Source organism: Pseudoalteromonas sp. BDTF-M6, assembly GCF_018334135.1.
GTDB lineage: Bacteria > Pseudomonadota > Gammaproteobacteria > Enterobacterales > Alteromonadaceae > Pseudoalteromonas.
On the sequence record NZ_JAGXTQ010000001.1, the window covers coordinates 779,711 to 801,933 of the forward strand.

The following is a 22,223-nucleotide window of genomic DNA, read 5'->3' on the forward strand; positions in this document are numbered from 1 at the left end:
ACTATACTAGTAGTAACTATGCACGCAGCCGGGGAAGACCAATGCCACAACAATCAGTGACCTTTCGCTTTTTAGCCGAACCTACCGACGTCAACTTCGGTGGTAAGGTGCATGGCGGTGTAGTAATGAAATGGATAGATCAGGCCGGGTACGCCTGTGCCGCCGGTTGGAGCGGCCATTATTGCGTCACCGTGTCTGTGGCTGGCGTAAAGTTCCGCCGCCCCGTGCTGGTCGGCCAACTGGTCGAGGTTCAGGCCAGCATAGCCCACACCGGTAAAACCAGTATGCAAATCTTTATCCAGGTGCGCTGCGGCGACCCGAAAACCCAGCATATGGTGGAAACCAATCATTGCGTGATCAGCTTCGTGGCCATGGATCAAGCCGGCTACCCGGTAGAAGTGCCAGAGTTTGTGGCCAAAACCGATGAACAAAAGCGACTCGAAGCCTATGCCATACGTATGAAAGAAATCGCCATAGAAACGGAAAACCTGTTGCACCAAACCACGGATAAGGGATAAAGATTAGCCGTAACCCGTTCGCAAGGGGCGGGATTAGTCTTTGCTAGCCCTTGAATTTAGCCGGCACCGCCGATACACTGGCGCGCTAATCTTATACCTAAGCCAGTACCGCTGTGACCACATCCTTTGCCATTGACGCCATCGGCCATATCCGCTCACCCTATAAACAAAAGTTTGCCATTCCCAGGCAACCACGCTTGGTGGATAGCGCCCGGGCGCAGCTGGTGCTGGCGGGCGAGTTTAATCACGAAGAGTTTGTCCGTGGCATCGAAGAGTTTAGCCACATCTGGGTGCTGTTTCGCTTTCATGAAACCGCCGATAAAGGCTATTCCGCCTTGGTGCGTCCTCCGCGTCTAGGCGGCAACGCACGTAAAGGGGTATTTGCCACCCGCGCCACGTTTCGCCCCAATGCCATCGGCATGAGTGCGGTGGAATTGCTTGGGGTGGAGTATGCAAACGGCCAAGTCTCGTTACAACTCGGTGGCGTCGACCTGCTCGATGGCACCCCGGTGCTCGATATCAAGCCCTATCTGCCCTATTCCGATGCCTTGCCCGATGCCAGCGCCGGTTTTGCCGACACCCGACCGCAAACTCAGATGACGGTGAGCTTTTCCGAGCAGGCCCTGACCTTTATCGCCTCGGTTGATCCGGCGTTGCAACTGCAAACCTTTATTACCCAGGTGCTGCAACAAGACCCGCGCCCGGCCTATAAGAAAAACAAAGAAGGGACGCAGAGTTACGGCATGACCCTGTATGATTTTAATATTCGTTGGCAGGTTGACGGCGAGCATAATCATGTCGAGCAAATATCGCCACTTTAGCGCTTTGCCCACGGGCGCAGCACTGCTAAACTAGCGCCCATACCTATTTACTAATAACAAAACGGAACCTTCATGCGTACCAGTCAGTATTTACTTGCGACCTTGAAAGAGACGCCTTCAGATGCCGAGGTGGTAAGCCACCAGCTTATGCTTCGCGCCGGGATGATCCGCAAATTGGCCTCGGGCCTGTACACTTGGCTTCCGAGCGGTGTAAAAGTACTTAAGAAAGTAGAAAACATTGTTCGTGAAGAAATGAACAAGGCCGGCGCCATCGAAATGTTGATGCCCATTATCCAACCCGCCGAGCTATGGCAGGAGTCTGGACGTTGGGAGCAGTATGGCCCCGAACTACTGCGCATTGAAGACCGTCATAATCGTCCGTTTGCCTTGGGTCCTACGCACGAAGAAGTGATCACCGATTGCATTCGCCGTGAGATAAGCAGCTATAAGCAGTTGCCTATTACCCTGTACCAGATCCAAACCAAGGTGCGCGATGAAATTCGCCCGCGCTTCGGTATCATGCGCTCACGCGAGTTTATGATGAAGGACGCCTATTCATTCCACTTAAGCGATGAATGTTTAGCGCAAACCTATGAAAAACTGCACCAGGCCTACTGTAATATCTTTGATCGTTTAGGCCTGGATTATCGTCCTGTATTGGCCGATACCGGCTCTATTGGCGGCAGCTTCTCGCATGAGTTCCACGTTCTAGCCGAATCCGGTGAAGACGCCATCGCCTTCAGCGACGGCAGCGATTATGCTGCCAATATCGAAAAGGCTGAGGCTCTAGCACCTCTCGATGCACGCCCTGAGCCAAGCAAAGAGCTGCAAAAATTCGATACGCCGAAAGCCAAAACCATCGCCGAACTAAAAGAGCACTATGGTGTGAAACCTCACCGTGGCGTCAAAACCCTGTTCGTATATGGCGAAGAAAACGAGCAAGGCGAGCGCGGCCTAGTTGCCCTGGTATTGCGTGGCGACCACGAGCTAAACGAACTAAAGGCAGAAAAGCTAGCCGGTGTGTTCTCACCGCTTGAAATGGCCAAAGAAGAAGATATTGTTAACCTAATTGGCGCCCGCCCTGGCTCACTAGGCCCGGTTGGCCTGACTGTGCCAATCATTGTTGACCGCAGCGCGGCGGTAATGGCCGATTTTGTTGCCGGTGCCAACAGCGATGACATGCACTACAGCGGTATCAACTGGGATCGAGATGTGAGTGACTATGAAGTTGCCGACATTCGTAACGTGGTTGAAGGCGATCCTAGCCCCTGTGGTCAGGGTACACTGAGCATTAAGCGCGGTATCGAAGTGGGTCATATCTTCCAGCTTGGAACCAAATACTCAGAAGCCATGAACGCCGGTGTATTGGGTGAAGACGGTAAAAACCAAACCATGACCATGGGTTGTTACGGTATTGGTGTTAGCCGAGTGGTTGCCGCTGCCATCGAGCAGAACAACGATCAATACGGCATTATTTGGCCCAAGAATATCGCCCCGTTCGAGGTCGCGATTGTGCCTATGAATATGCACAAATCACACCGTATCCCGGATATTGCCGAGCGTTTTTACAGCGAACTGCAAGCAGCGGGTGTCGATGTACTATTTGACGACCGTAAAGAGCGTCCGGGCGTGATGTTTAACGACATGGAGCTGCTAGGTGTGCCTTATACCCTAGTCATTGGTGAGCGTAACCTGGATAACGACGAAGTTGAGCTGAAAAACCGCCGTACCGGTGAGAAAACCATGCTTAAAATCGACGAGGCCGTGGCCGCCATTGTGGCGCAACTGCAATAAGGCTGGTTTAGCCCGAGCCAATATAAAAAAGCCAGTCTCAGACTGGCTTTTTTAATGTCATTGATAGTCGCGATAAAACTCCCACATATCAACCTTAGTGCCATCATCCAAGACACAATATTGTTGCCGGTTCGCCGCTCTGCCCTCACTTAGGTAATGACCGCCTTGTTCAAGGCAAAAGCGTATCGCCGGATTGCGCATATCACCGGGCTGCAACTCGGTGGCTTGTTGTTGTTCACAAGCACAAACAACACAAAGTGACACGAGAATTATTACTGCACGCATCTGTGCCTCCTTAATCCTTGGTTTTACCACATCAAATTTTGCAGCTAACGCAAGTAGAGTAACACCTGTTATTTATTGGCTTATTGTTTTATCACCGAGACATCGGGTGTCGTTGCCGTGACACGAATTTGTACCCGGTAAAGCTGGGCTCCCTCTTCGGGCACCTTGATATTAAAAACATGGCTTTTAAAGTCCTTACCCTGATAATAGCTCAATCGTAACTGTTCGGCATTATAGCTGTGCGCCGGGAATCCGGTACCACACTGGCCGCTGCTGTCGATATGAGTGCAACTCACGTGGGCCATGTCCTCAATAACGGCTAATTTAACATCCCTCAACACCATCCCGGTGCGGTTGATAAAATCGACCCCGACAAACGCATCACCTGAGCTCGTGGTACTTTTACATCCCCCTAGTAATAACAACAATGACAGCAACAACATTGTCATGGATTGTTCTTTTTTTAGACTTCTTATTGTCATTCGTGCCTCCTAGGCTGGATTCTATTACTCTGGGATGAACCTGATTATGGATAAGAATAAGCGCACATACTACCGAGCAGTTTTTATATCAGATGTACACTTGGGCTATAAAGACTGTAAAGCTCAATATCTATTGGACTTCTTAAACAGCATAAAGTGCGACCGACTTTATCTGGTCGGCGATATTGTCGATCTGTGGTCGATGAAACGCCGATTTTTCTGGCATCCCAGCCATTATCATGTCCTCGAATCCCTTAAGGCCAAGGTGGATGAAGGAACCCGCGTTATCTATGTGCCGGGCAACCACGATGAAACCTTCCGCCGTTACGATCAGGATACCCTGATGGGGGTGGAAGTACATCGCCAGTTTGTCCACACCACGGAAAATGATAAGCGCTTTTTGATCCTTCATGGCGATGATTTCGACTCGGCCACCCGCTACAACAGGCTGATCCGGGTGGCAGGCGATGCCGCCTATGATTTTTTACTGTTTTTGAATCGCTGGCATAACCGTATTCGCCGTCTTTATGGCGGTCGTTACTGGTCTCTTGCGTCTTGGATTAAGGCCCGTGTGCATAAGGCGCAAGCGGCGATCACCGCATTTGAAAATGCCGCTATCCATGAAGCCAAGCGCCAGGGGTACGACGGTATCGTGTGTGGTCATATCCATCAGCCGCAACTGCGTATCAGCGATGGCATCATTTATTGTAACGATGGCGATTGGATAGAAAACTGCACTGCCCTAGTCGAAAACGAGCACGGTCGCATGGAGCTGCTACACTGGTCTGATACACAACATGTGGTGGCAACCAACACCCTTGCCGAAGTGAACAGTAAGGCGGCTTAAATTAACCTTACCTTGGCCTCATTTGCTCCGTCAAAAACGGCCAAGGTTGCATCTCACGGCTAATTAACGTACTAATAATTGTTCACTATAACGACAATAATGGAAGTGAATCTATGTCTGACGAGCAATTATCCACGCAAAACAGCGTGGCCGGAGACGCCAAGCTGGACACCGCGTTTTTCGGTCACCCCAAAGGTCTGCAAACTCTGTTCTTTACCGAGATGTGGGAGCGCATGAGTTATTACGGCATGCGCGCCATGCTGGTACTCTTTATGACCGCCTCCTTGCAACAAGAAGGCCTGGCCTTTACCGTCGCCTCCGCCGCTGCCATTTATGGCTTATACACGGGCGCGGTGTACTTTTTAGGCCTGCCCGGCGGCTGGATCTCCGACCGCCTCCTCGGCGGACAAAAAACCGTCTGGTATGGCGGCATTATTATTATGTGCGGCCATATTATTCTCGCCATTCCCCACCCCAGCTCCTTCTTTATCGGCTTGATTTTTGTGGCCACAGGTACGGGGCTCTTAAAACCGAATATCAGCGCCATGGTCGGCCAGCTTTATCAAACCGAAGATGAGCGCCGCGATAGCGGCTACGCCATTTACTACATGGGCATCAATATCGGTTCCATGATAGGGTACGGCGTATGCGGTTACTTTATGGAAAATGTCGGCTGGCACTGGGCCTTTGGTGCGGCGGCCGTGGGCATGGCCTTAGGTCTGGTACAATACCGAATGAGCCAGGGTTATATTGCCGGTATTAACGACAAGCCCGCCAATCCACTGTCGGCCAAAGGCGCGTCCTTGGCCTGGACCGTCATCGGCGCCTTTATCACTATTGTCGCACTCACGGTTGTCGCAGGTTATCAGGGCTGGCTGGTGATCAATCCGGTTGCCTTAGCCGGCTCCGTGGCCATCGTCTTTACCATCACCTTCTTTATTTATTTTGGCCACATCTATTTTATGGGCGAGCTCAGCAACAGTGAAAAGCAGCGGATGTGGGCGCTGTTTTTGGTCTGTGTGGCCTCCGCCTGTTTCTGGTCTGGCTTTGAGCAAGCAGGCTCATCGCTTAACTTATTCGCCCGTGACTACACAGACAGAATGTTAGGCACGTTTGAAATCCCTACCGCCTGGTTCCAATCCGCCAACTCGATTTTCATTATTATTTTGTCGCCATTTTTCGCCGCCCTGTGGATTAATATGGCCAAGCGCATGATCACCCCTTCCTACAGTGTTAAATGCGCCGTAGGCTTGATTATCATGGCGTCGGGTTTCTTAGTGATGTTTTTTGCCGCTCAGTACGCCGCAGATGGCTTAAAGGTGGCCCCTTACTGGCTGATCACTACCTATTTCCTGCATACCGTGGGGGAGCTCTGTTTAAGCCCGGTGGCATTGAGTGCCGTGAGTCGTCTCTCTCCCGCTCGTTATGTCGGGCAGATGATGGGGGTCTTTGTTCTGACCTACTCCATCGGAAATATTATCTCGGGTTTGTTGGCCGGTTCTTTCGACCCGGAAAATGTCCAGCAAATCCCGGGCTTATACATGCAGATCGCCCTATTTAGCATAGGCGTGGGTATCGTCCTGGTGCTGCTTAACTTTAAAGCCAAGTTTTGGGAGCGCGCCAACGGCAGCAACGAGCCCATGCTTGATGCCAACCCCAGTGAGCAACCCGCAGAGCAAAAAGTGTAATTAATAACCAATCTAAATAGGCCTCTGAATTCAGAGGCCTTTTTTATTGAAAAGGCCAGTAACGCGCGGCTTAGAGGCCCAACCAGTCACATAAAAATACACTCTGTTACGCATAAGTATGAATTGTTTTGGCATATTAGGTATCATTGCCCCGAATTTTTATGCAGTATCAGGTAGTAGTATATGAACTCCTCTCACCAAGTCCTTGGCGCCAGCGCCTCGGCAACAGCAAGTTCATGGAATCGTCATGACACCCATTGGCTGCTCAGCCTTTTTGGCACCGCCGTTGGCGCCGGTATTTTATTTTTACCCATCAATGTAGGTTTAGGAGGGTTTTGGCCCTTAGTAATTATGGCCTTGGCCGCCTTCCCCATGACCTATTTAGCTCACCGCGGCTTGGCCCGCTTCGTGCTCTCATCAAAAAAGGATGACAGTGATTTTACCGATGTGGTGCAGGAACACTTTGGTGCCACCGCAGGGCGTCTGATCTCCCTGCTCTATTTTCTATCCATCTTCCCGATTCTGTTGATCTATGGCGTTGGCCTGACCAACACGGTGGATGACTTTATCGTCAACCAGCTGTCAATGAGCTCACCGCCACGGGCTGTGCTCTCTGGCGTACTGGTGGCGGCCATGGTGGCAGTCATGCTAGGCGGCGAAAAACTGATGTTGCGCGCTTTCGCATTTTTGGTCTACCCCTTGGTGGCGGTGTTGTTTGGCCTATCTCTGTATCTTATTCCACACTGGCAAATCCCCTCCATGGACATTAGCAGTGCGCCAGAGCTGGCGACCAATCTCTGGCTAGCGGTGCCGGTAATCGTTTTTTCATTTAGCCACGCCGCTGCAATTTCCAGCTTTGCCAATGCCCAGCGCCGCCACTATGGTCAGCAAGCCCGCGCCAAATCTGACAACATCCTAAAGTACACCGCCATTATGCTGATTAGCTTTGTACTGCTGTTTGTGTTCTCTTGCGTGTTTGCCTTATCAAGCGAGCAGCTGTTAGCGGCGAAGGACGCCAATATCTCGGTGCTTTCTTATTTGGCCAACACCTATAACAACCCACTGCTTGCCTATGTTGGCCCCTTGGTTGCCTTTGTTGCCATTACCTCTTCTTTCTTCGGCCACTTTTTAGGGGCTCGTGAAAGCTTTAACGGCCTGGTGGTAAAGCATTCGTCATTAAGCTATCGCGGCGCCGATAAACTCGGTGTGGCCTTGATGTTTGTGGCGATCTGGATTTGTGCCATTTATAACCCCAGTATCCTGGGTATGATGGAAGCGATTTCCGGTCCAATTATCGCCATGATCCTCTTTATTATGCCCATGATTGCCGTTTACAAGGTACCTGCGCTGGAGCAATACCGAGGTAAACTCAGTACCCTGTTTGTACTGCTGGTTGGTGCCTTAGCGGTGTCGGCGCTGGTATACAGCCTACTGAGCTAACTTAGCTCTGCGCTTGGTTCTATAAGCCAAAGCAAGCTTGAGCCCACCAGCCTGGGCAAAAAAAATCCACCTGATGTACAGGTGGATTTTTACGTTTTGACTGCTGGGTTTAATTAGAAATTAACCGTAACTTCTGGCGAACAAATTGACGTGCCAGACTCACACACTTTATAAACGAAGGAGCCGCCGCCACCGAATGAGTCGGTATGGGCACCATCGTTAGCCGTGGAAAAGGTCACGGTGTCACGGTTTTTGGTGCGATATACATCGACATTACTGCCGTTTGCATTGCTCCAGGTTAAATCCACGTAGCGGGTGCCTCTGGAGGCATAACCGGATGCCTGCAGGGTAATATCGCTGCTTGCGCCGCCTGTAACGGTGACAACCTGGCTGCTACTATCCGATGCGCCGTCGTTGTCGGTGACGGTCAAGGTGACGTTGTAGCTGCCATCGGCACTGTAGCTGTGCGAGGCAACCTGGCCACTGGCCGACGTGCCATCGCCAAAGCTCCAGCTATAGCTGCTGATGCTGCCGTCACTGTCAGCGCTGAGGCTAGCGTCAAAATCACAGCTTAGATCCGTGCAGGTGTAGCTGAAATCACTGGTTGGCGGCGTATTGGGCGTGCCCCCGCCATCATAGTTACCGACCAGAGAGACGCCGGAGAAGCTACTATAACCGAGCACCGTGACGTAATAGGTGCCGGTCTGTGGCGAGGCGAAGCTACAGCTTTCGTCGTTACCCCCTGAATACGGACGACAATCGTAACTGCTGGCCGTTGGTTTTGAACCGAACTTAACATAGAGGTCAGCATCGCCGCTGCCACCGGACATATCAAACACTAGGTTAGATGCGCCTGAGGGCACAGCCATCTTATAGTCAAAGGCATCGCCGCTGGCCCCGGCCAGGTTCTCGACCGGCACACTGTTAACTAAATCTTCCGGCTCTGGAGGCGGTGGCAATTCACCGACATCACAGCCATCGGCAAATAGATCAAACATGGCCTTGGCTTTGACTATACCCCAGCCATAGCTGTTATCTCTTCCAGCACTGCCACGGTCTTCTGCTGACAGCGCCATTGCTGTGCGGACCTGGTCATTGCTACAACTTGGATAATGGCTCCATACCAGAGCTGCAACGCCCGCTACATGTGGAGTCGCCATGGAAGTACCACTCCAGGCGGCATAGCTGTTATTGGGCAAGGTTGAATTAACCGCCACGCCCGGAGCTGCAATTTCAACCTGGCTATTGTACTGAGAGAAGCTGGCTTTAGTGCCATTAGAGTCAACCGCCGCAACCGACATCACGGAATCGTAGGACGCCGGATAAGACATGCTGCTGTTACCGTCGTTTCCCGCCGCGGCGATAGAAAGCAGACCATTAGCATGGGCATTATCGAACGCCGCTTGCTCGGCGCTACTTGAACCACCGCCGCCCAGGCTCATGCTGATCACCTTGGCGCCGGCGGCCATACACTGATCAACCGCGGCAATTAAATCTGAACCGTATGCCCAGTTGCCGCTGCTATTGAATACCTTGACCATATGCAGGCTTAAGTTACCACTGGGGTTCACACCCACCACACCCGTGCCATTACCGCCTAGTGCGGCAATAGTGCCGGAGACATGAGTGCCGTGGCCATGACCATCTTCATACCAGTTGCCGGAGTTGTAGTTATCGTATCCATCATCGCCGGTCACACCGGTAGTGGGCAGGTCCTCATGACCGAGATCATAACCGGTATCCATGATACATACCTTCATATTACCGGTTAGGGCATCGCTCACTTGATCCGCTTGTACCATAGAGATGCCATAAGGCGTACTTTCAGCCATTAGGTAGCGCTTTTGATCCACTTCGACAAATTCAATGTCTTTTCTATTTTTGAATTGTTTGGCCGCTTGCGCTGAGAGTGTAACGGCAACGAGGCGATGTTTGTCGAGCTCCCGCTCAACCTTGCCCCGGCTATTGCTCACCGCCGTCATCACCGAGGCTTTGTGACCTGGTTTGAATTTGACTATATAGCGTTGATCTTCGTTGGCCGCCTGTGCGGTGCCTGCAAGTGCTAACGCAGACAGTACTGCAGACACAACCAGGGGTCGTTTTATTTTCAGCATAGATAGATTCCTAAGATAGATTTATAAATTTTCCTTCATCGGGGCGGGTTTGCTGGAACCTCTTGCGCTCACTCGTCCCTGCTATTCGCCACTTTTGTTTACGGCTTTTTGTTAATAGAAAGTGAACAAATATCGAACAGAGTATAGCAGGCGATTTTAGAGTCGAAAGAAATCGGCGAAGAAATGGGCATTTTTTAGGAACTACGAAGGAAATATAAAAGATTAGCGCTGTAACTACCCTTATTAAATAAGAAATATCTGACCAGCTCCGAGGCGAAAAGTACTACCCTGGTAAGGGAAAATGCCTGCCAAGCAGTAAACAACTCAGCAAGCAAAAAGCGCGAGAAATTAAATCATAGATACAAGGTTGAAGCGGGGTTTCTAAGGGGTCTTAGTGGCATATTCACATCCTTGTAAATATATAATGATGCCTAGCTAAAATACGCTTTTTAACGCAAATAGCGTCTGCCCCAGTGCCGGGACGTTGGCACAGATGGGGATTAGCCGTAAAACGAGAGGCCACAGGTGCCCTGGTACATGGGCTATTGACTGCTTAATAAACTCCAAAGGATAGTCAAAATAAACCAATAAATAGAGTACATTAGCCAGACCGATGCGGTAGCCGTCTAAGACATACTCACTTTGATCCTCAAGCACTAAGGCTAGCTGATTCACCGAGGACCTCGCCCCAGAGCTGCCCACATCATGGTCGTGAGTCAAGGTGTAGTAAACCTTTACCTTGGCAATCTGCTGACGAGATAGCACGGCTTTTTCACTTAACTGCGCACATGCCAATGGGCTTATCTCAATTTGCTCGGCACTCAAAGTCATCAGCTTTTTCTTATCGGCGCCAAAGGTGCGCCAAAAGACAATGTGCTTAAGTATCAAGACGCCAACTAAGGCCGGAAAATAGATAAATACAAATGCCCTAGGGCCAAAATAGGGCTCAAGGATAAAAGGCAGCGGCGCTAACGCCAGTACCATAAGGGCAAACAGCCATTCCTTTTTTGGCGACAGCGTTGCCAGCAGCCTAAGTAATGGCAGCTTAATAACACTGTGCGGGGAAAGCCCCTTTTGCCCTTTAAAATGGACGTAGGAAAACCACACAGGATCGGTGAGTTCAAGCTTCATAATTGAATTAACAGTTAATTTAAAACATTCATCATGACCCAGCGGCCACCGATTTGCGCAAACTTACACTGCCCGCTTTTTACAGCATCCTTCTTATCGACGCGGCTGGTATCGAACGAATAATTGACCCAAATCTCTTTGTCGTAATTATATTTTTCTGCATTTTCGCGCGTATCTTGATAGATGCTGGTTTTCGCATTTTCGATCACTTGTACGTCTTTGGTACGAAAATTTCTAATACCCTGATAGCTACCCTTGGTGTAATAGGTGTGGATTTTTGCCAGATACGGCGTCATGGCCTTTTCTTCTTCTGGATTCAAATCTCTCACCAGTGGTTTTAACAAGGCTGAATCATTATTCTTAACAGCCTCGGCTGCTTTTACGCAGTTTTCGATTGGCACACTGTAGTCTGCTGCGCTGGCATTATATGAGAGGACGGCTGTGGCGATTAGCAAAGGTGATAGCTTCATATTTTATCCTTAAAAAGGCCCTGTAGTCAGGGCCATCTAGTGTTTGTAGTTATTGCCCAGCACACTCACTGGGTGCGGAACTACTTTCATCCTGTAAAATAGACAGGGGATCAATAACATAGCTACGCTGACTTGGCACTGAATTAGCGACAGTTGGGCCGACTGTGATAGTAAATGTTTTGACCACTTCTGGGCAAAGATCCCTACCCGATTGCGCATCACCGCTGACATTTACAACATCCCCGGCAAACTCAATATAATATGTGCCTATACCATCGTCGGCACGAATACCGGTCAACTCCACCGTGTGCTCACCCTCATCCAAGGCAATGGCCAAGGGGCCCACCTTTCGTTTTGGCGTACCATTTTCATAAATAACCTTGCCATTTACGGCCAATTTATAAACGTCATCATTAAAGTTACCGTTATCACCAAAGGTAATGCTCACTTGCCCAGGGCCAAAGAATGGCAGCTGGTTACTCACCTCTCCCCCGACTTCCACGGTGACATAGCCGGCACCGGGCGAGTCCGGCACGGTGACAGTAAGAGACTCTGTGGTCGCTGCGGTGACACTCGCCCGCTTCACTTCACCGGACTCACTGACAAAGCGCACGATATTGCCCACTAGCGGTTCACTAAAGCCTATTCCACTGATTGTTACCTGTTCACCGGCTTTTGCCCTATTTGGAGTAATAGCTGAAATCATCAAGTCGGTTCCGACCAGTATTTGATAGGGTAACTTCGCCTTATCATCACGGTGCTCTACATAGACATCCAGTGGCCCTTTAGCCGCATCTATTTGGCTAATGTTAGCGAGCATAAATTCCAGCTCAGTACCTTGCTTGTTAACGCCTAGGAAGGTGACATCGAGCTCCACCTTGGTTTGCGAATCAATCACTATGACTTTAGGTTTATCATCACTGAAGACACCTTTTTGAATGGCCATGCCACTGCCAACCAGAGTAAAGGTTTTGGTTTGGCCATTTTGCTGGATACTTCTTGGGGTGATATCGGCCAGTTGTAATCCCCAGGAAACGACATAATCCAGTTTGCTCGGTACCGTGGCTAGATCTTTAATGGTTTTACCCATATCCACCATGGCCGTGGCCAATTGACTTGCTTCATAGGCCGTCTCTACGGCACCAAAGCCTGGAATTAACTTTTTCGCGAGTTTTTGACCCAGTGCTTGGATAAAGTCTGCCTGGTCATACGCGAAGACCTTTAGTAATGCGGTTGTTGCAGGACCGAGTTTGATGTTCGGGAAATTACTCAGATCCGTCATAATGGGTTTAATTTCTTTGTTATAGATTTCCAGACCTATCGCCTGGCTTAGGTCGATCCATTCTTGTTCGGTGACCTTTTCTTTACTCGCCAGTTTCTCCACTTCCGAGGTGAGCGCCGGCATGTACTCATACACCGCCTTAATCACAGCACGCGCTTGCTCCGGCTTTTTTAGCGCACCCTTATCTATATTTAGGCCTGCGGCATCAAATAAGATTGAATAAAATCGAATGATGATATTATCGATAATGGTGCGAATGGTCAGCATGCGTCTTGCTTTTTGCGCAATTTGGTTATGGCTTTCAGCACCAGTTAGATTAAACGGCGTCGGACCAAAAATACCGTCCACACCGGGGGTTAGGATCTGATAGGCACAGTCTTTGTAGACGCATGTGTCGATCAATTTATCGCTAGACCAAAACTCAAACACCAGGAAAGTACCCGACGTGGGTGATGCCATGGCGGTGTGATATGGCGTATCTATGTGTTCCGCTAAGGGTGAGCTGATGGCGTCAGCGGGGATCTCGCCCGTTGCTGGATCCACCTCATAAACTCTATAACTGAGGTATAATTGACTGCGGTTCTCTAAGCGAACGCAACCATCATAGCCCAGTACCTCATACCATTTTGGGTCAACACCTTCGCCACATTTATTGCCAAGCTCAACAGAGTTATCTAAAAATGTGGACGCTTCCATACTCATGTCGAACAGGTTCCAGGTCCCATTGGTCTCAGGATAAGACACAATACTTGGCTCTATATCGGTATCTACTGCTTCTGTGGTTGACGCGTTTAACGTTGCACCACGTAACACATGCGCCCGTGAATAATTGGCAGCGTTAAATTGGTCTGCACTGAGGCTACTTTGACTCTTGGCATTGACGAGATAGTTTTTGAAATGTTCGCTGTATTTATTCAATAACTCAGCGCTACCTGGACGCGCATTTGCGAATGAGAAAAAACCCTTATCGGCCTCAAGTGCCTCTGTCACCTCTTGCAAGTAATTGGTAAACTCGGGGCTTTGGGCAATAATCTCTGAGGCCTCATCAAGGCTCATACCCTTGCTTTCAATGAAAAAAATCAGGTGTGAAGCCATGTTCGCCAGAGCGGTAGAACGATAGCTAAACTCTACCTCCTGCACGCCGGCCTCCAAGATAGCGCTGAGATACATTTCAGGCTGGCCATTAACATTTAGCGCGAATGAGTAGAGAACCTCGGCGCTGTTGCCTAGCTTTTTAAACTGCACTGTATTTCCTGAAACTTCAGTCGCATGACTAGGCACTATGCCGCCAATCGAGTAAATGGGGCTTGCTCCGGCAACAGCGACACTATAGGCAATGTTTTGCTCTAGGAAGTAGCTCATTTCATTACTGCTACCTTGAGCATTGGACACCCAATACCGCCCTGCGGCTATGCCCTCAGGAACTTCTACCACTATCTCACTGCCATTATTTACCGAGGGCATCACGGGTGTGCCTTGGAAAACGACGGCGGTATCGTCTAGGTCAAAATTATCTCCCTTGAGGGTGATGGTGTCACCGACTTGGAAGCTCGATGGACCGCTATGGATTAAGGGTCTTTCTGGTGCCACTATCTCGAAAGGCAACTCGTCTGAGATTTTTTCACCAAAAGCCAGCTTAATCGACCCTGTGCCAACCAGATTTGGTAATGCCAATGACAGACGCGTTTCATTGTCGACTACCTCTGTTATCGCAGGGAGACTGTTGAACACCTGACCATTAATGGTGTAAACAACAACCAGGTTTTGCTCTTGTGGTAGATTGCGTACCACTAGCTCGGCGGGGTCGCCGGCGCGCACAAAGGAACGAACGGTAAACGCGGCATTATGCAGGTTGTATAACCACTCAATAGAGAAATCATCAGGGCTACTTGGAACAACGCGTTGTGCCTGCTTTAGGCGATTCATATCATTGATATCAAAGATACCATCGCCATCATCATCTAAGTCCAGGTGATCGATAATATTGTCATTATCAAAATCGTTTGGAGCCAAAGGGTCACCACTTTCTATCTTGTCATCTATGGTATTGCCATCGGCGTCGCGGTCGAGATAATTGGCAAAGCCATCACCATTTAGGTCTTCAATCCCTTCGATCTTATCCGAAAAAGAGTCGCCGTCGGAGTCCGTATCTTGCCAGTTAGCCAAGCCGTCTTCGTCAAAGTCAATGTGCTCTGTGGTGTAGAGTAAGGTGAACTCCAGACCATCCAAGATACCGTCTTCATCTTGGTCGTTTTTTATCACGTCACTGGCAAAGGCACGCTCTTTAGCATCATCAAAGGCATCCACATCTTGATCATGAAAAACCACGACCTCATAAGTGAGATCCGTTCCACCGGCATAGTTATTATCCATCACGCTCAGTTGATAGCGACCAGGCTCAAACAGTTGGAAATTAACAATATGTTTGCCACCCTTGGTAAATTCGTTGAGCACAAAACTGTCTATTACCTGCCCTTCGGAGTTCGACATATAGACCTGAGGACTAAAGCGCTCAGCCGGACTCTCAAATACCGCCGTTATCAGAGTGACCTCATCAACATCAAAGCCGAACAAATCCCCTTTATCCGTGCGCGAAGAGATTGTGCCCTTTACCCTAAAACCCTGCTCAAGTTCTACTGGCGTCGCCACCGAGGGATTATCGTTTGGCTCTTCTTCCTCATAGACGGGATACGCACTTTTGCTTGGATCAAAAGGATAATCATCATCGGCATCTAACACACCATCGTTATCCTCATCTTGGTTCTCCCAAGTGCCCACCGGTGGTTCGTCGTCTCCGGAGCCATCGCCCGAGCCATCGCCCGAGCCATCACCCGAGCCATCACCCGAGCCATCACCCGAGCCATCACCCGAGCCATCGCCCGAGCCGGAATCTGGTTGTTCTGTAGGAGTCGATTCATCGAGTGATTCATTACACCCTGCGAGCGTTATGCTCAGTGTTCCTGCCAAGAGCATGGCGAGAAGTTGTTTTGCGTTCATTGTCCTTACCCTTTTAAAATTGAATTCCATTACATTCGAAACGGCGATTGCATTCGAATTAACGCATAGGATTTAAGAGTTATGTAATAATCTGTTTGGCCGTTTTGTGTATTCCCGGCGGCGGCTGCCAATGCATTGCACTTTAATTGCTCCTGCCCAGGAATATAATTGACGTAATTATCCGACAGCGGATTTGGGTCGACGTTTTTCAATGTCAGTATTTCGCCAATAACCCAGTTGGCAATGGGCACTTCCAAGCGCTTACACCAGTTAACCTCTATCTGTAATAAATTCGCATCCTGAATATTAATTTTCACATCATCGTATACCCTAACCGCAGCGCTGCTGCGATACATCAGGTTGTCGTTAGGTATCTCATAGAGTGTGCCAACCCCCTTGTATTTACGCTGTTGCTTGAATTTATTAAAAACAGCGGGCGTGGGGTTTAAAATAATAATGTCCGAGCCAACTGCCACGTACGCCCTCGCTTTTGCATAGGCCGTCGCGACATCGGCTACGTCCGGCGCATCGGTGTCAGCTTCCATAAACAAAGGCATCATGCCCTGGGCGAGCGCATCTTTCATTGCCTCAGGGCTACCATGGTTTAGGGCACCCGCTCGCACGGCTTCAAACACCGCGCCATTTAAGGTCACTTTTTCTTTGTAGATGAAAAGCCACTGCACCAACAACATAATGAGCACCAAGATAAAAGGCGCTAAGAAAGGCAAAGATATCGAAAACTCCGCCATGGCCTGCCCCTTGACGGCCCCGATACTAGGTATCCGCGTGCGCCTTTGCATTGTTAGCCTTCCCTGTCTGCAATTTCATTAGTTGTATAAAAAGCTCATCCATTTGCGCTTTTATCTGGGTATCGCTGCTTACATGTTCTTGCGCTTGGATAATCACATTGGTGGATTGACGCATTCGCGTAACGGCCAAATTGAACCAGGCCTTTTCATGCTCATTATCAATTTGAATACAGCGCTGATAAGCACTTACGGCGGCATTTAGGCGGTTTGTTCGGGCATAGATATTACCGAGGCGAAACCATGCCGGTGCATACCCTTCTTTGGCAGAAAGTAGTTGTCTGTACATGCCCTCGGCCATATCCAAATGACCAGCAACGTACGCCGCCTCGGCTTGATTCTCCAACTGCACTAGGTTTAGCTTCTCGGTGTCACCCTTGCTCTGAGAACTTGCGCAACCAGTCAGAAGCAAACAGGCACATAGTAAAACCAAATAGATCCTCATTATTTACCCCGATATCTCAATTGTATTTCCTTCCTTAAAGCCCCAGAATTCTGCCTGCCCTGCCAATAACTCAATAAGGTTATAAGCCTCGGAACAGGCACTCAATTTCCAGGGTTTTAAATCTCTTTTTATTGCTACGATTCTATTTTCTTTATCTAAATAGACGACATCTATGCTGTAGCTCATCCACATGGTGTGCACCGAACGACAGGGGGTAATGAGCATCCCCTGACTTGGGCTGATAACGCGCCCAAGTAAACCCCTTAAGCGCGACCACCAGCTATTGGCCATCAGCAGCTCTAATTCACCTTTTCCTTCAATGGATATAAACACTGACTTCATCGCTATAACTCGTAGATAAACTTCATCACGATCGGGAAGAACAAGATGATAAAGGTCACGGGAAATATAAAAGCCACTAACGGAAAGATAAGCTTGATGGGCGCTTCCAACGCTTTTTTCTCTGCACGCTGAAAACGCTCTACTCGTCTTTGGTCGGCCTGGATCCTCAATGCGCCGCCTAGGCTGGCACCGGTGCGCTCTGCTTGCGCTAAGGCACTGACCAGGTTGTTGATATCCGATGTTTGCACCCGTTCGGCCATGGCCCTAAAGGCATCGATTTTTGTTACCCCGGCGCGCAGGTCGCGGATCACCTTTTCAAACTCTACCTTAAGCGGCCCCTCGGGGCCTTTATCAACCGCCTGCGCCAATCCCCCGGTCAGGTTCAAACCGGCTTCCACCGCCATGGTGATAAAATCCAGATACACGGGAAGTGCTTTGGAGATCTGCATATGCCGTTTCTTTTTTAGGTCATTGAGGGTAATAAGCGGCAGAAAAGAGCCAAATACGGCTGCAAGCAACAGGTTTAACGGGTCAATGGGTCCAAGCAGCGCCATCCCCGCATAGGCAAGTAAGGTAAAGAACAGCGCTGAAACCACTCGTACACCCACGTATTCTTCCGGCGTTAAAATATAGGATACGCCGGACACCTGCAGTTTTTTGGCGACCTTTTCCAGATAATCTATCGGCAGGCGCTCACCAATATAATAGGCGGCGATACGCACCAAGGGCCAGATGGTGCGAAGTGATGAGGGCAGCGGATCCATAAAGTCCCGATTTTCGTCGGGAATGGATTTCTTAATTGCATAAACGCTATAACAGCCCATCATAATAGCGAGGCCAAATAAGGCGATTATCCCTATAAACATGTACTGTCCTTATACATCTATTGTGACTATTTTCTTGATGAACTTGTAACCGATGAACAACATCACCGCGACCACAAAACACACCAGCCAGCCTATGGGCTCACTAAATAATCGCGCCATATGGGTGGGCTCCATTTGATAGAGCACAAAGCCCACAAACAAAGGCAAGCCGGTCATCACCACCCCTTGCATTTTCCCCTGCGCCGTTAAGGAGTCGATTTTCCCTTCCATTTCCAATTTCTTGCGCAAGGTATCCGCTAAACGCTCCAGAGTTTCGGAAAGGTTACCGCCTATCTCTTTAGAAATTTGCATGCCCGCCACCACCAGCTTAAAGTCCTGCTCGGGCATACGCGCCAGCATATTATTGAGGCCATCGTTAAAGTCGACGCCCAGGCGCTGCTCACGTAAAAACAACGAGAATTCTTGGCTTATCGGGGCATCTTGCTCCTTAACCATGGCTTCAATTGAGTTGATCAGGCTTGAGCCAGAGCGCATTGACGCACAGATCATATTCAGCGCATCCGGCAGTTGAGAGATAAACTTTTTACGTCGGCGTCGTTGTAAAAACTTATACAAATACGGTGGCACAAACGACAGCAACACCACCATCAAGAAAGCGACAAAAATCGTGCCCGTGTACGCCCAGATAAATAAAAACAGCACCGCCATGCCCACCAAGTTCATGGCGAACAACTTCTGCGGTTCGATAAACAAGAACATATCCGACAGATTGTGCCGTGCCGAGTGAGTAAAGGTTTCTCGGTATTTAACCGCAAGGTCGCGGGAGATGTAGTTGCCGCCATAAACCAAGAGCGCCACCGACACCCCGACCAAGGTCATCAATATCAGTGAACTAGTCATTGCCGCTAACCTTGAATATGCCCAGATCCACATCCATTCCCTGCTCCCGCAGCTTTTCGTAAAACTCAGGGATCATTCCAGTCGCCACATAGTCGCCCAGCACCTTGCCCGATTCACTGTACCCCGTTTGTTTAAACTTAAAGATTTCAGACAACTGAATAGTATTGGACTCAACGCCGGTAATTTCGCAAATGGAAGTGACCCGGCGCGAACCATCGCTAAAGCGAGACTGCTGCACTATCATGTTCACCGCCGAGCCGATTTGCTCGCGAATGGCCTGAATGGGTAAGTCCATCCCCGCCATCATCACCATGACTTCCAAACGAGAAATACAATCGCGCGGCGTATTGGCATGCGCGGTTGTTAACGAGCCATCGTGACCCGTGTTCATGGCTTGAAGCATATCCAGGGCTTCACCACCACGACACTCACCCACCACGATGCGGTCGGGGCGCATACGCAGACAGTTTTTAACCAGATCACGTATTTCGATGGCGCCTTTACCCTCCTGGTTTGGGGGCCTGGCTTCAAGGGATACCAGGTTAGGTTGATAGAGCTTAAGCTCGGCCGCATCCTCGACCGTGATGATACGCTCATCATCGGGTATAAAATTGGACAAAACGTTAAGCAAAGTCGTCTTACCCGAGCCGGTACCGCCGGAGATCACCACATTGCGCTTATTCACCACGGCCATTTCTAAAAAGCGCACCATATCCGGCGACAGTGAACCAAAGCGCACCAGATCTTCCGCCTCAAGCTTATTAGACATAAACTTACGAATGGTGATGCAGGGTCCTTTTAGGGCCAACGGAGGAATAATGGCATTCACCCGGGAGCCGTCCTTGAGACGCGCATCGACCATGGGCTGGCCTTCGTCGATACGCCGTCCAAGGGGCGTAACAATACGCTCAATGGCGCCAAGTACAGCCTGATCGTCGGTAAAGGCGATGTCTGATAGGTAGAGTTTACCCGCCTTTTCAAAGAAGATTTCATCATGGGAGTTGACCATGATCTCCGACACATCCGGATCGGCCACCAGACGCTCTAAAGGCCCAAGGCCAATGGTCTCATCAAGCACCTCTTTGCTGAGTGATTCTTTGGAAATGGTCGCTGGCAAGTCAAACTTATCTATGATGGCGTCAATTAACCCCTTACTTTGCGTGCGCAGCTCATCATCGGACATTTCCGACACATTCACGCGGCGCAAGTCGATTTGCTTGATCAACTCCTTATGAACCTGCTTACGCCAGGTGTTGCGCAGCTTTATTTCTTCGCGCTTTTGCTCGGTATCATTGGCGGCCAGCGCCGCTTTAGGCGCCTGGGTAGTGGCACCGTCAGATACACTTGGCACCTCAAAGGCAGGTGCCTGGGCGGGCACGCCCCCTCGGTTTGTCTCGGCACTTTGTCGCTGCTCTTGCTGCGTCTTCTTCATGCTTTCCGAGGCGACCACGCTCAGGTGATAACCCCCAATTTCAATCACATCATCGCCATTAAGTGGCCCCGCAGATTCAACGCTTTTGCCATTGACCAGGGTGCCGGTTCGACTCGCTCTGTCTTCTAAATAAATGCCATCGTCGCGCAAATACAATTTTGCGTGTTCGCGGGACACCTTAAAGCCATGCAACACCACGGGGTGGCGCTTGTCTTTACCGATAACACAGGTGGTTTCATTGCATTTTATAGTGCCGACTTTAGTGCCTTTGGCCGTGTTTACTTTCACTTCAAACATAGCGGCTCCTAGTCAAGAATATAAAAAGCTTCGAGATTGTCAGCTTCGGAAATCATTTCCTGAGCACGCTTAAGGCGGTTTTGGTGGTCCTGACTTTCGATAGGCACGATTTTGGGCGTCACCAGAATGACCAACTCGGTTTTGTTGTCGGTAAAGTCGCGAGATTTAAACAGCTCGCCAAGAATTGGGATAGAACCAAGGAAGGGCACCTTGTTCACGGCCTTCGCCATTTCACTGGATACCAGACCGGAAATCACTATGGTATCGCCGCTGCTGACATTGACCACAGATTCCGTTTCTCGGGTTTTAAACCCAGGGACACCGTCGACCTGCACCGATTGGTCTACTGAGCTCACCTCGGCGCTGACAAATGACACAATATTGCCTTTTTCATCGGCGACCGGTTCAATTTCTAACTTAATACCATATTCTTTGAATTCGACATTCGCTGCGCCATTGGCCGCAAGCAAGGGAATGGGCACCTCACCACCGGCCAAGAAGCGTGCCTTTTCACCACTTCGGGTGCTCAAAGTAGGCTGGGCCAACATGCGCGCATCGCCCTGCTCAGAGAGCAGCTGGATTTGCGAGGTTAAGCCGGAAACAATGCCAAAATGGGCAAAGCTGGTTGAACCGACCAAAGTGTCACCCAGTTGGTCAACGATGGAGTTACTGACCACGGAGGGCGATGAAACAGAAAACAGATCGTTGCTGGTCCAGTTGCTAATGGCGCCAAAGGCCGGCCCTGCAGCACTGCTGTCCCAACGCACGCCAAGATTTTTTAAGTTACGTTTTCTCAATTCAACAATATCCACATCCATGCGGATCATCTGTTGCATCGACAACACCTTGGTAGAGACCAATGAAGTCACATTAGGAATGCTCGACGCTATGGTATTGATTTTACCGAGTTGTTGCTCGTCTACCTCGCCATTAAGCACTATCAGAGAGCCAACCTGGCGCACTTGGATCCCCTCAATGCCTTTAAGCAAGGCGCGCACCTTGGTCTCAAGCTCGTCGCCATTGAACTCAGACACCCTGATTTGAATCTTGATAATGTTGCCTTCGCCATCCCAGGCCTGGAGCTCGGTGTTACCCTGCCCCTCGGCAATCACTAACACGTGCTCGTCATCAATCACTTTGGCGCTAATAACGCCCGGATTAGCAATGGCCAAACGGTTTACTTTTTCGATTGGCAGCAAGTCCATGGTGCCAACTTGCATGTCAATGGTTTGCACGGTAGCGAAAACTACACCTTGATATAAGCACAATATCAAGACCGCAAGTGTCTTCAGTGACGCCTTCATA

Annotated in this window: 19 protein-coding genes; 6 read left to right on the plus strand and 13 right to left on the minus strand. The window is 49.8% G+C overall.

Features of this window, described 5'->3' with window-relative positions:
* The first annotated feature begins 41 nt into the window (after window positions 1-41).
* From KD147_RS03510 to KD147_RS03520, 3 genes are all read left to right on the plus strand, one after another.
* Window positions 42-518, plus strand: a complete 477-nt coding sequence (locus KD147_RS03510; protein ID WP_212546904.1) for an acyl-CoA thioesterase — start codon at window positions 42-44, stop codon at window positions 516-518.
* A gap of 113 nt (window positions 519-631) precedes the next feature.
* Window positions 632-1,339, plus strand: coding sequence for a tRNA (N6-threonylcarbamoyladenosine(37)-N6)-methyltransferase TrmO (gene tsaA / locus KD147_RS03515; protein ID WP_105254233.1), 708 nt, complete (start codon window positions 632-634; stop codon window positions 1,337-1,339).
* Between the two features lie 72 nt (window positions 1,340-1,411).
* Window positions 1,412-3,133 carry a proline--tRNA ligase gene (locus KD147_RS03520; RefSeq protein ID WP_212546905.1) on the plus strand — a complete coding sequence of 574 codons (1,722 nt, stop codon included), beginning with the start codon at window positions 1,412-1,414 and terminating at the stop codon, window positions 3,131-3,133.
* 57 nt (window positions 3,134-3,190) lie between these two features.
* On the opposite strand, the gene KD147_RS03525 is transcribed toward KD147_RS03520, so the two are convergent.
* The gene (locus KD147_RS03525) at window positions 3,191-3,418 is read right to left on the minus strand and encodes a DUF333 domain-containing protein (RefSeq protein ID WP_212546906.1); all 228 of its coding nucleotides are present in this window, start codon (window positions 3,416-3,418) and stop codon (window positions 3,191-3,193) included.
* Window positions 3,419-3,498: 80 nt separating this feature from the next.
* Complete coding sequence (locus tag KD147_RS03530) at window positions 3,499-3,900, minus strand: hypothetical protein (RefSeq protein WP_105254236.1); 402 nt, start codon at window positions 3,898-3,900, stop codon at window positions 3,499-3,501.
* A gap of 46 nt (window positions 3,901-3,946) precedes the next feature.
* Here KD147_RS03530 and KD147_RS03535 point away from each other — a divergent pair, with 46 nt between their 5' ends.
* The 3 genes from KD147_RS03535 to KD147_RS03545 all read left to right on the plus strand — a co-directional run bounded on the left by KD147_RS03535 (window position 3,947) and on the right by KD147_RS03545 (window position 7,875).
* Window positions 3,947-4,747 (plus strand): UDP-2,3-diacylglucosamine diphosphatase, encoded by an 801-nt coding sequence (locus tag KD147_RS03535; RefSeq protein ID WP_105254266.1) that lies wholly within the window; start codon window positions 3,947-3,949, stop codon window positions 4,745-4,747.
* A 113-nt stretch (window positions 4,748-4,860) separates the two neighbouring features.
* Window positions 4,861-6,435 (plus strand): peptide MFS transporter, encoded by a 1,575-nt coding sequence (locus KD147_RS03540; RefSeq protein WP_212546907.1) that lies wholly within the window; start codon window positions 4,861-4,863, stop codon window positions 6,433-6,435.
* A 183-nt stretch (window positions 6,436-6,618) separates the two neighbouring features.
* Window positions 6,619-7,875 carry an SLC5/6 family protein gene (locus KD147_RS03545; RefSeq protein WP_212546908.1) on the plus strand — a complete coding sequence of 419 codons (1,257 nt, stop codon included), beginning with the start codon at window positions 6,619-6,621 and terminating at the stop codon, window positions 7,873-7,875.
* 113 nt (window positions 7,876-7,988) lie between these two features.
* Here the strand turns inward: KD147_RS03545 and KD147_RS03550 are convergent, their stop codons facing one another.
* The 11 genes from KD147_RS03550 to KD147_RS03600 form a co-directional block, all read right to left on the minus strand.
* Window positions 7,989-9,989: a S8 family serine peptidase gene (locus KD147_RS03550; protein ID WP_212546909.1), complete on the minus strand. Its 2,001-nt coding sequence runs from the start codon at window positions 9,987-9,989 to the stop codon at window positions 7,989-7,991.
* Between the two features lie 435 nt (window positions 9,990-10,424).
* The gene (locus tag KD147_RS03555) at window positions 10,425-11,120 is read right to left on the minus strand and encodes a hypothetical protein (protein ID WP_212546910.1); all 696 of its coding nucleotides are present in this window, start codon (window positions 11,118-11,120) and stop codon (window positions 10,425-10,427) included.
* 14 nt (window positions 11,121-11,134) lie between these two features.
* Window positions 11,135-11,590 (minus strand): hypothetical protein, encoded by a 456-nt coding sequence (locus KD147_RS03560; protein WP_212546911.1) that lies wholly within the window; start codon window positions 11,588-11,590, stop codon window positions 11,135-11,137.
* Window positions 11,591-11,639: 49 nt separating this feature from the next.
* Window positions 11,640-15,869, minus strand: a complete 4,230-nt coding sequence (locus KD147_RS03565; protein WP_212546912.1) for an IPT/TIG domain-containing protein — start codon at window positions 15,867-15,869, stop codon at window positions 11,640-11,642.
* Between the two features lie 29 nt (window positions 15,870-15,898).
* Complete coding sequence (locus KD147_RS03570; RefSeq protein WP_249318886.1) at window positions 15,899-16,561, minus strand: pilus assembly protein; 663 nt, start codon at window positions 16,559-16,561, stop codon at window positions 15,899-15,901.
* A gap of 82 nt (window positions 16,562-16,643) precedes the next feature.
* Window positions 16,644-17,027, minus strand: coding sequence for a tetratricopeptide repeat protein (locus tag KD147_RS03575; protein ID WP_349304664.1), 384 nt, complete (start codon window positions 17,025-17,027; stop codon window positions 16,644-16,646).
* Window positions 17,028-17,123: 96 nt separating this feature from the next.
* Complete coding sequence (locus KD147_RS03580) at window positions 17,124-17,462, minus strand: DUF192 domain-containing protein (RefSeq protein ID WP_212546915.1); 339 nt, start codon at window positions 17,460-17,462, stop codon at window positions 17,124-17,126.
* Window positions 17,463-17,464: 2 nt separating this feature from the next.
* Complete coding sequence (locus KD147_RS03585) at window positions 17,465-18,328, minus strand: type II secretion system F family protein (RefSeq protein ID WP_105189650.1); 864 nt, start codon at window positions 18,326-18,328, stop codon at window positions 17,465-17,467.
* A gap of 9 nt (window positions 18,329-18,337) precedes the next feature.
* On the minus strand, window positions 18,338-19,189 hold the full coding sequence (locus tag KD147_RS03590) for a type II secretion system F family protein (protein ID WP_212546916.1): 852 nt from the start codon (window positions 19,187-19,189) through the stop codon (window positions 18,338-18,340).
* Window positions 19,182-20,918, minus strand: coding sequence for a TadA family conjugal transfer-associated ATPase (locus KD147_RS03595; protein WP_212546917.1), 1,737 nt, complete (start codon window positions 20,916-20,918; stop codon window positions 19,182-19,184). Before KD147_RS03595 ends, KD147_RS03590 begins: the two co-directional genes overlap by 8 nt.
* An 8-nt stretch (window positions 20,919-20,926) precedes the next feature.
* The gene (locus KD147_RS03600; protein WP_212546918.1) at window positions 20,927-22,222 is read right to left on the minus strand and encodes a type II and III secretion system protein family protein; all 1,296 of its coding nucleotides are present in this window, start codon (window positions 22,220-22,222) and stop codon (window positions 20,927-20,929) included.
* Window position 22,223: the final 1 nt, after the last annotated feature.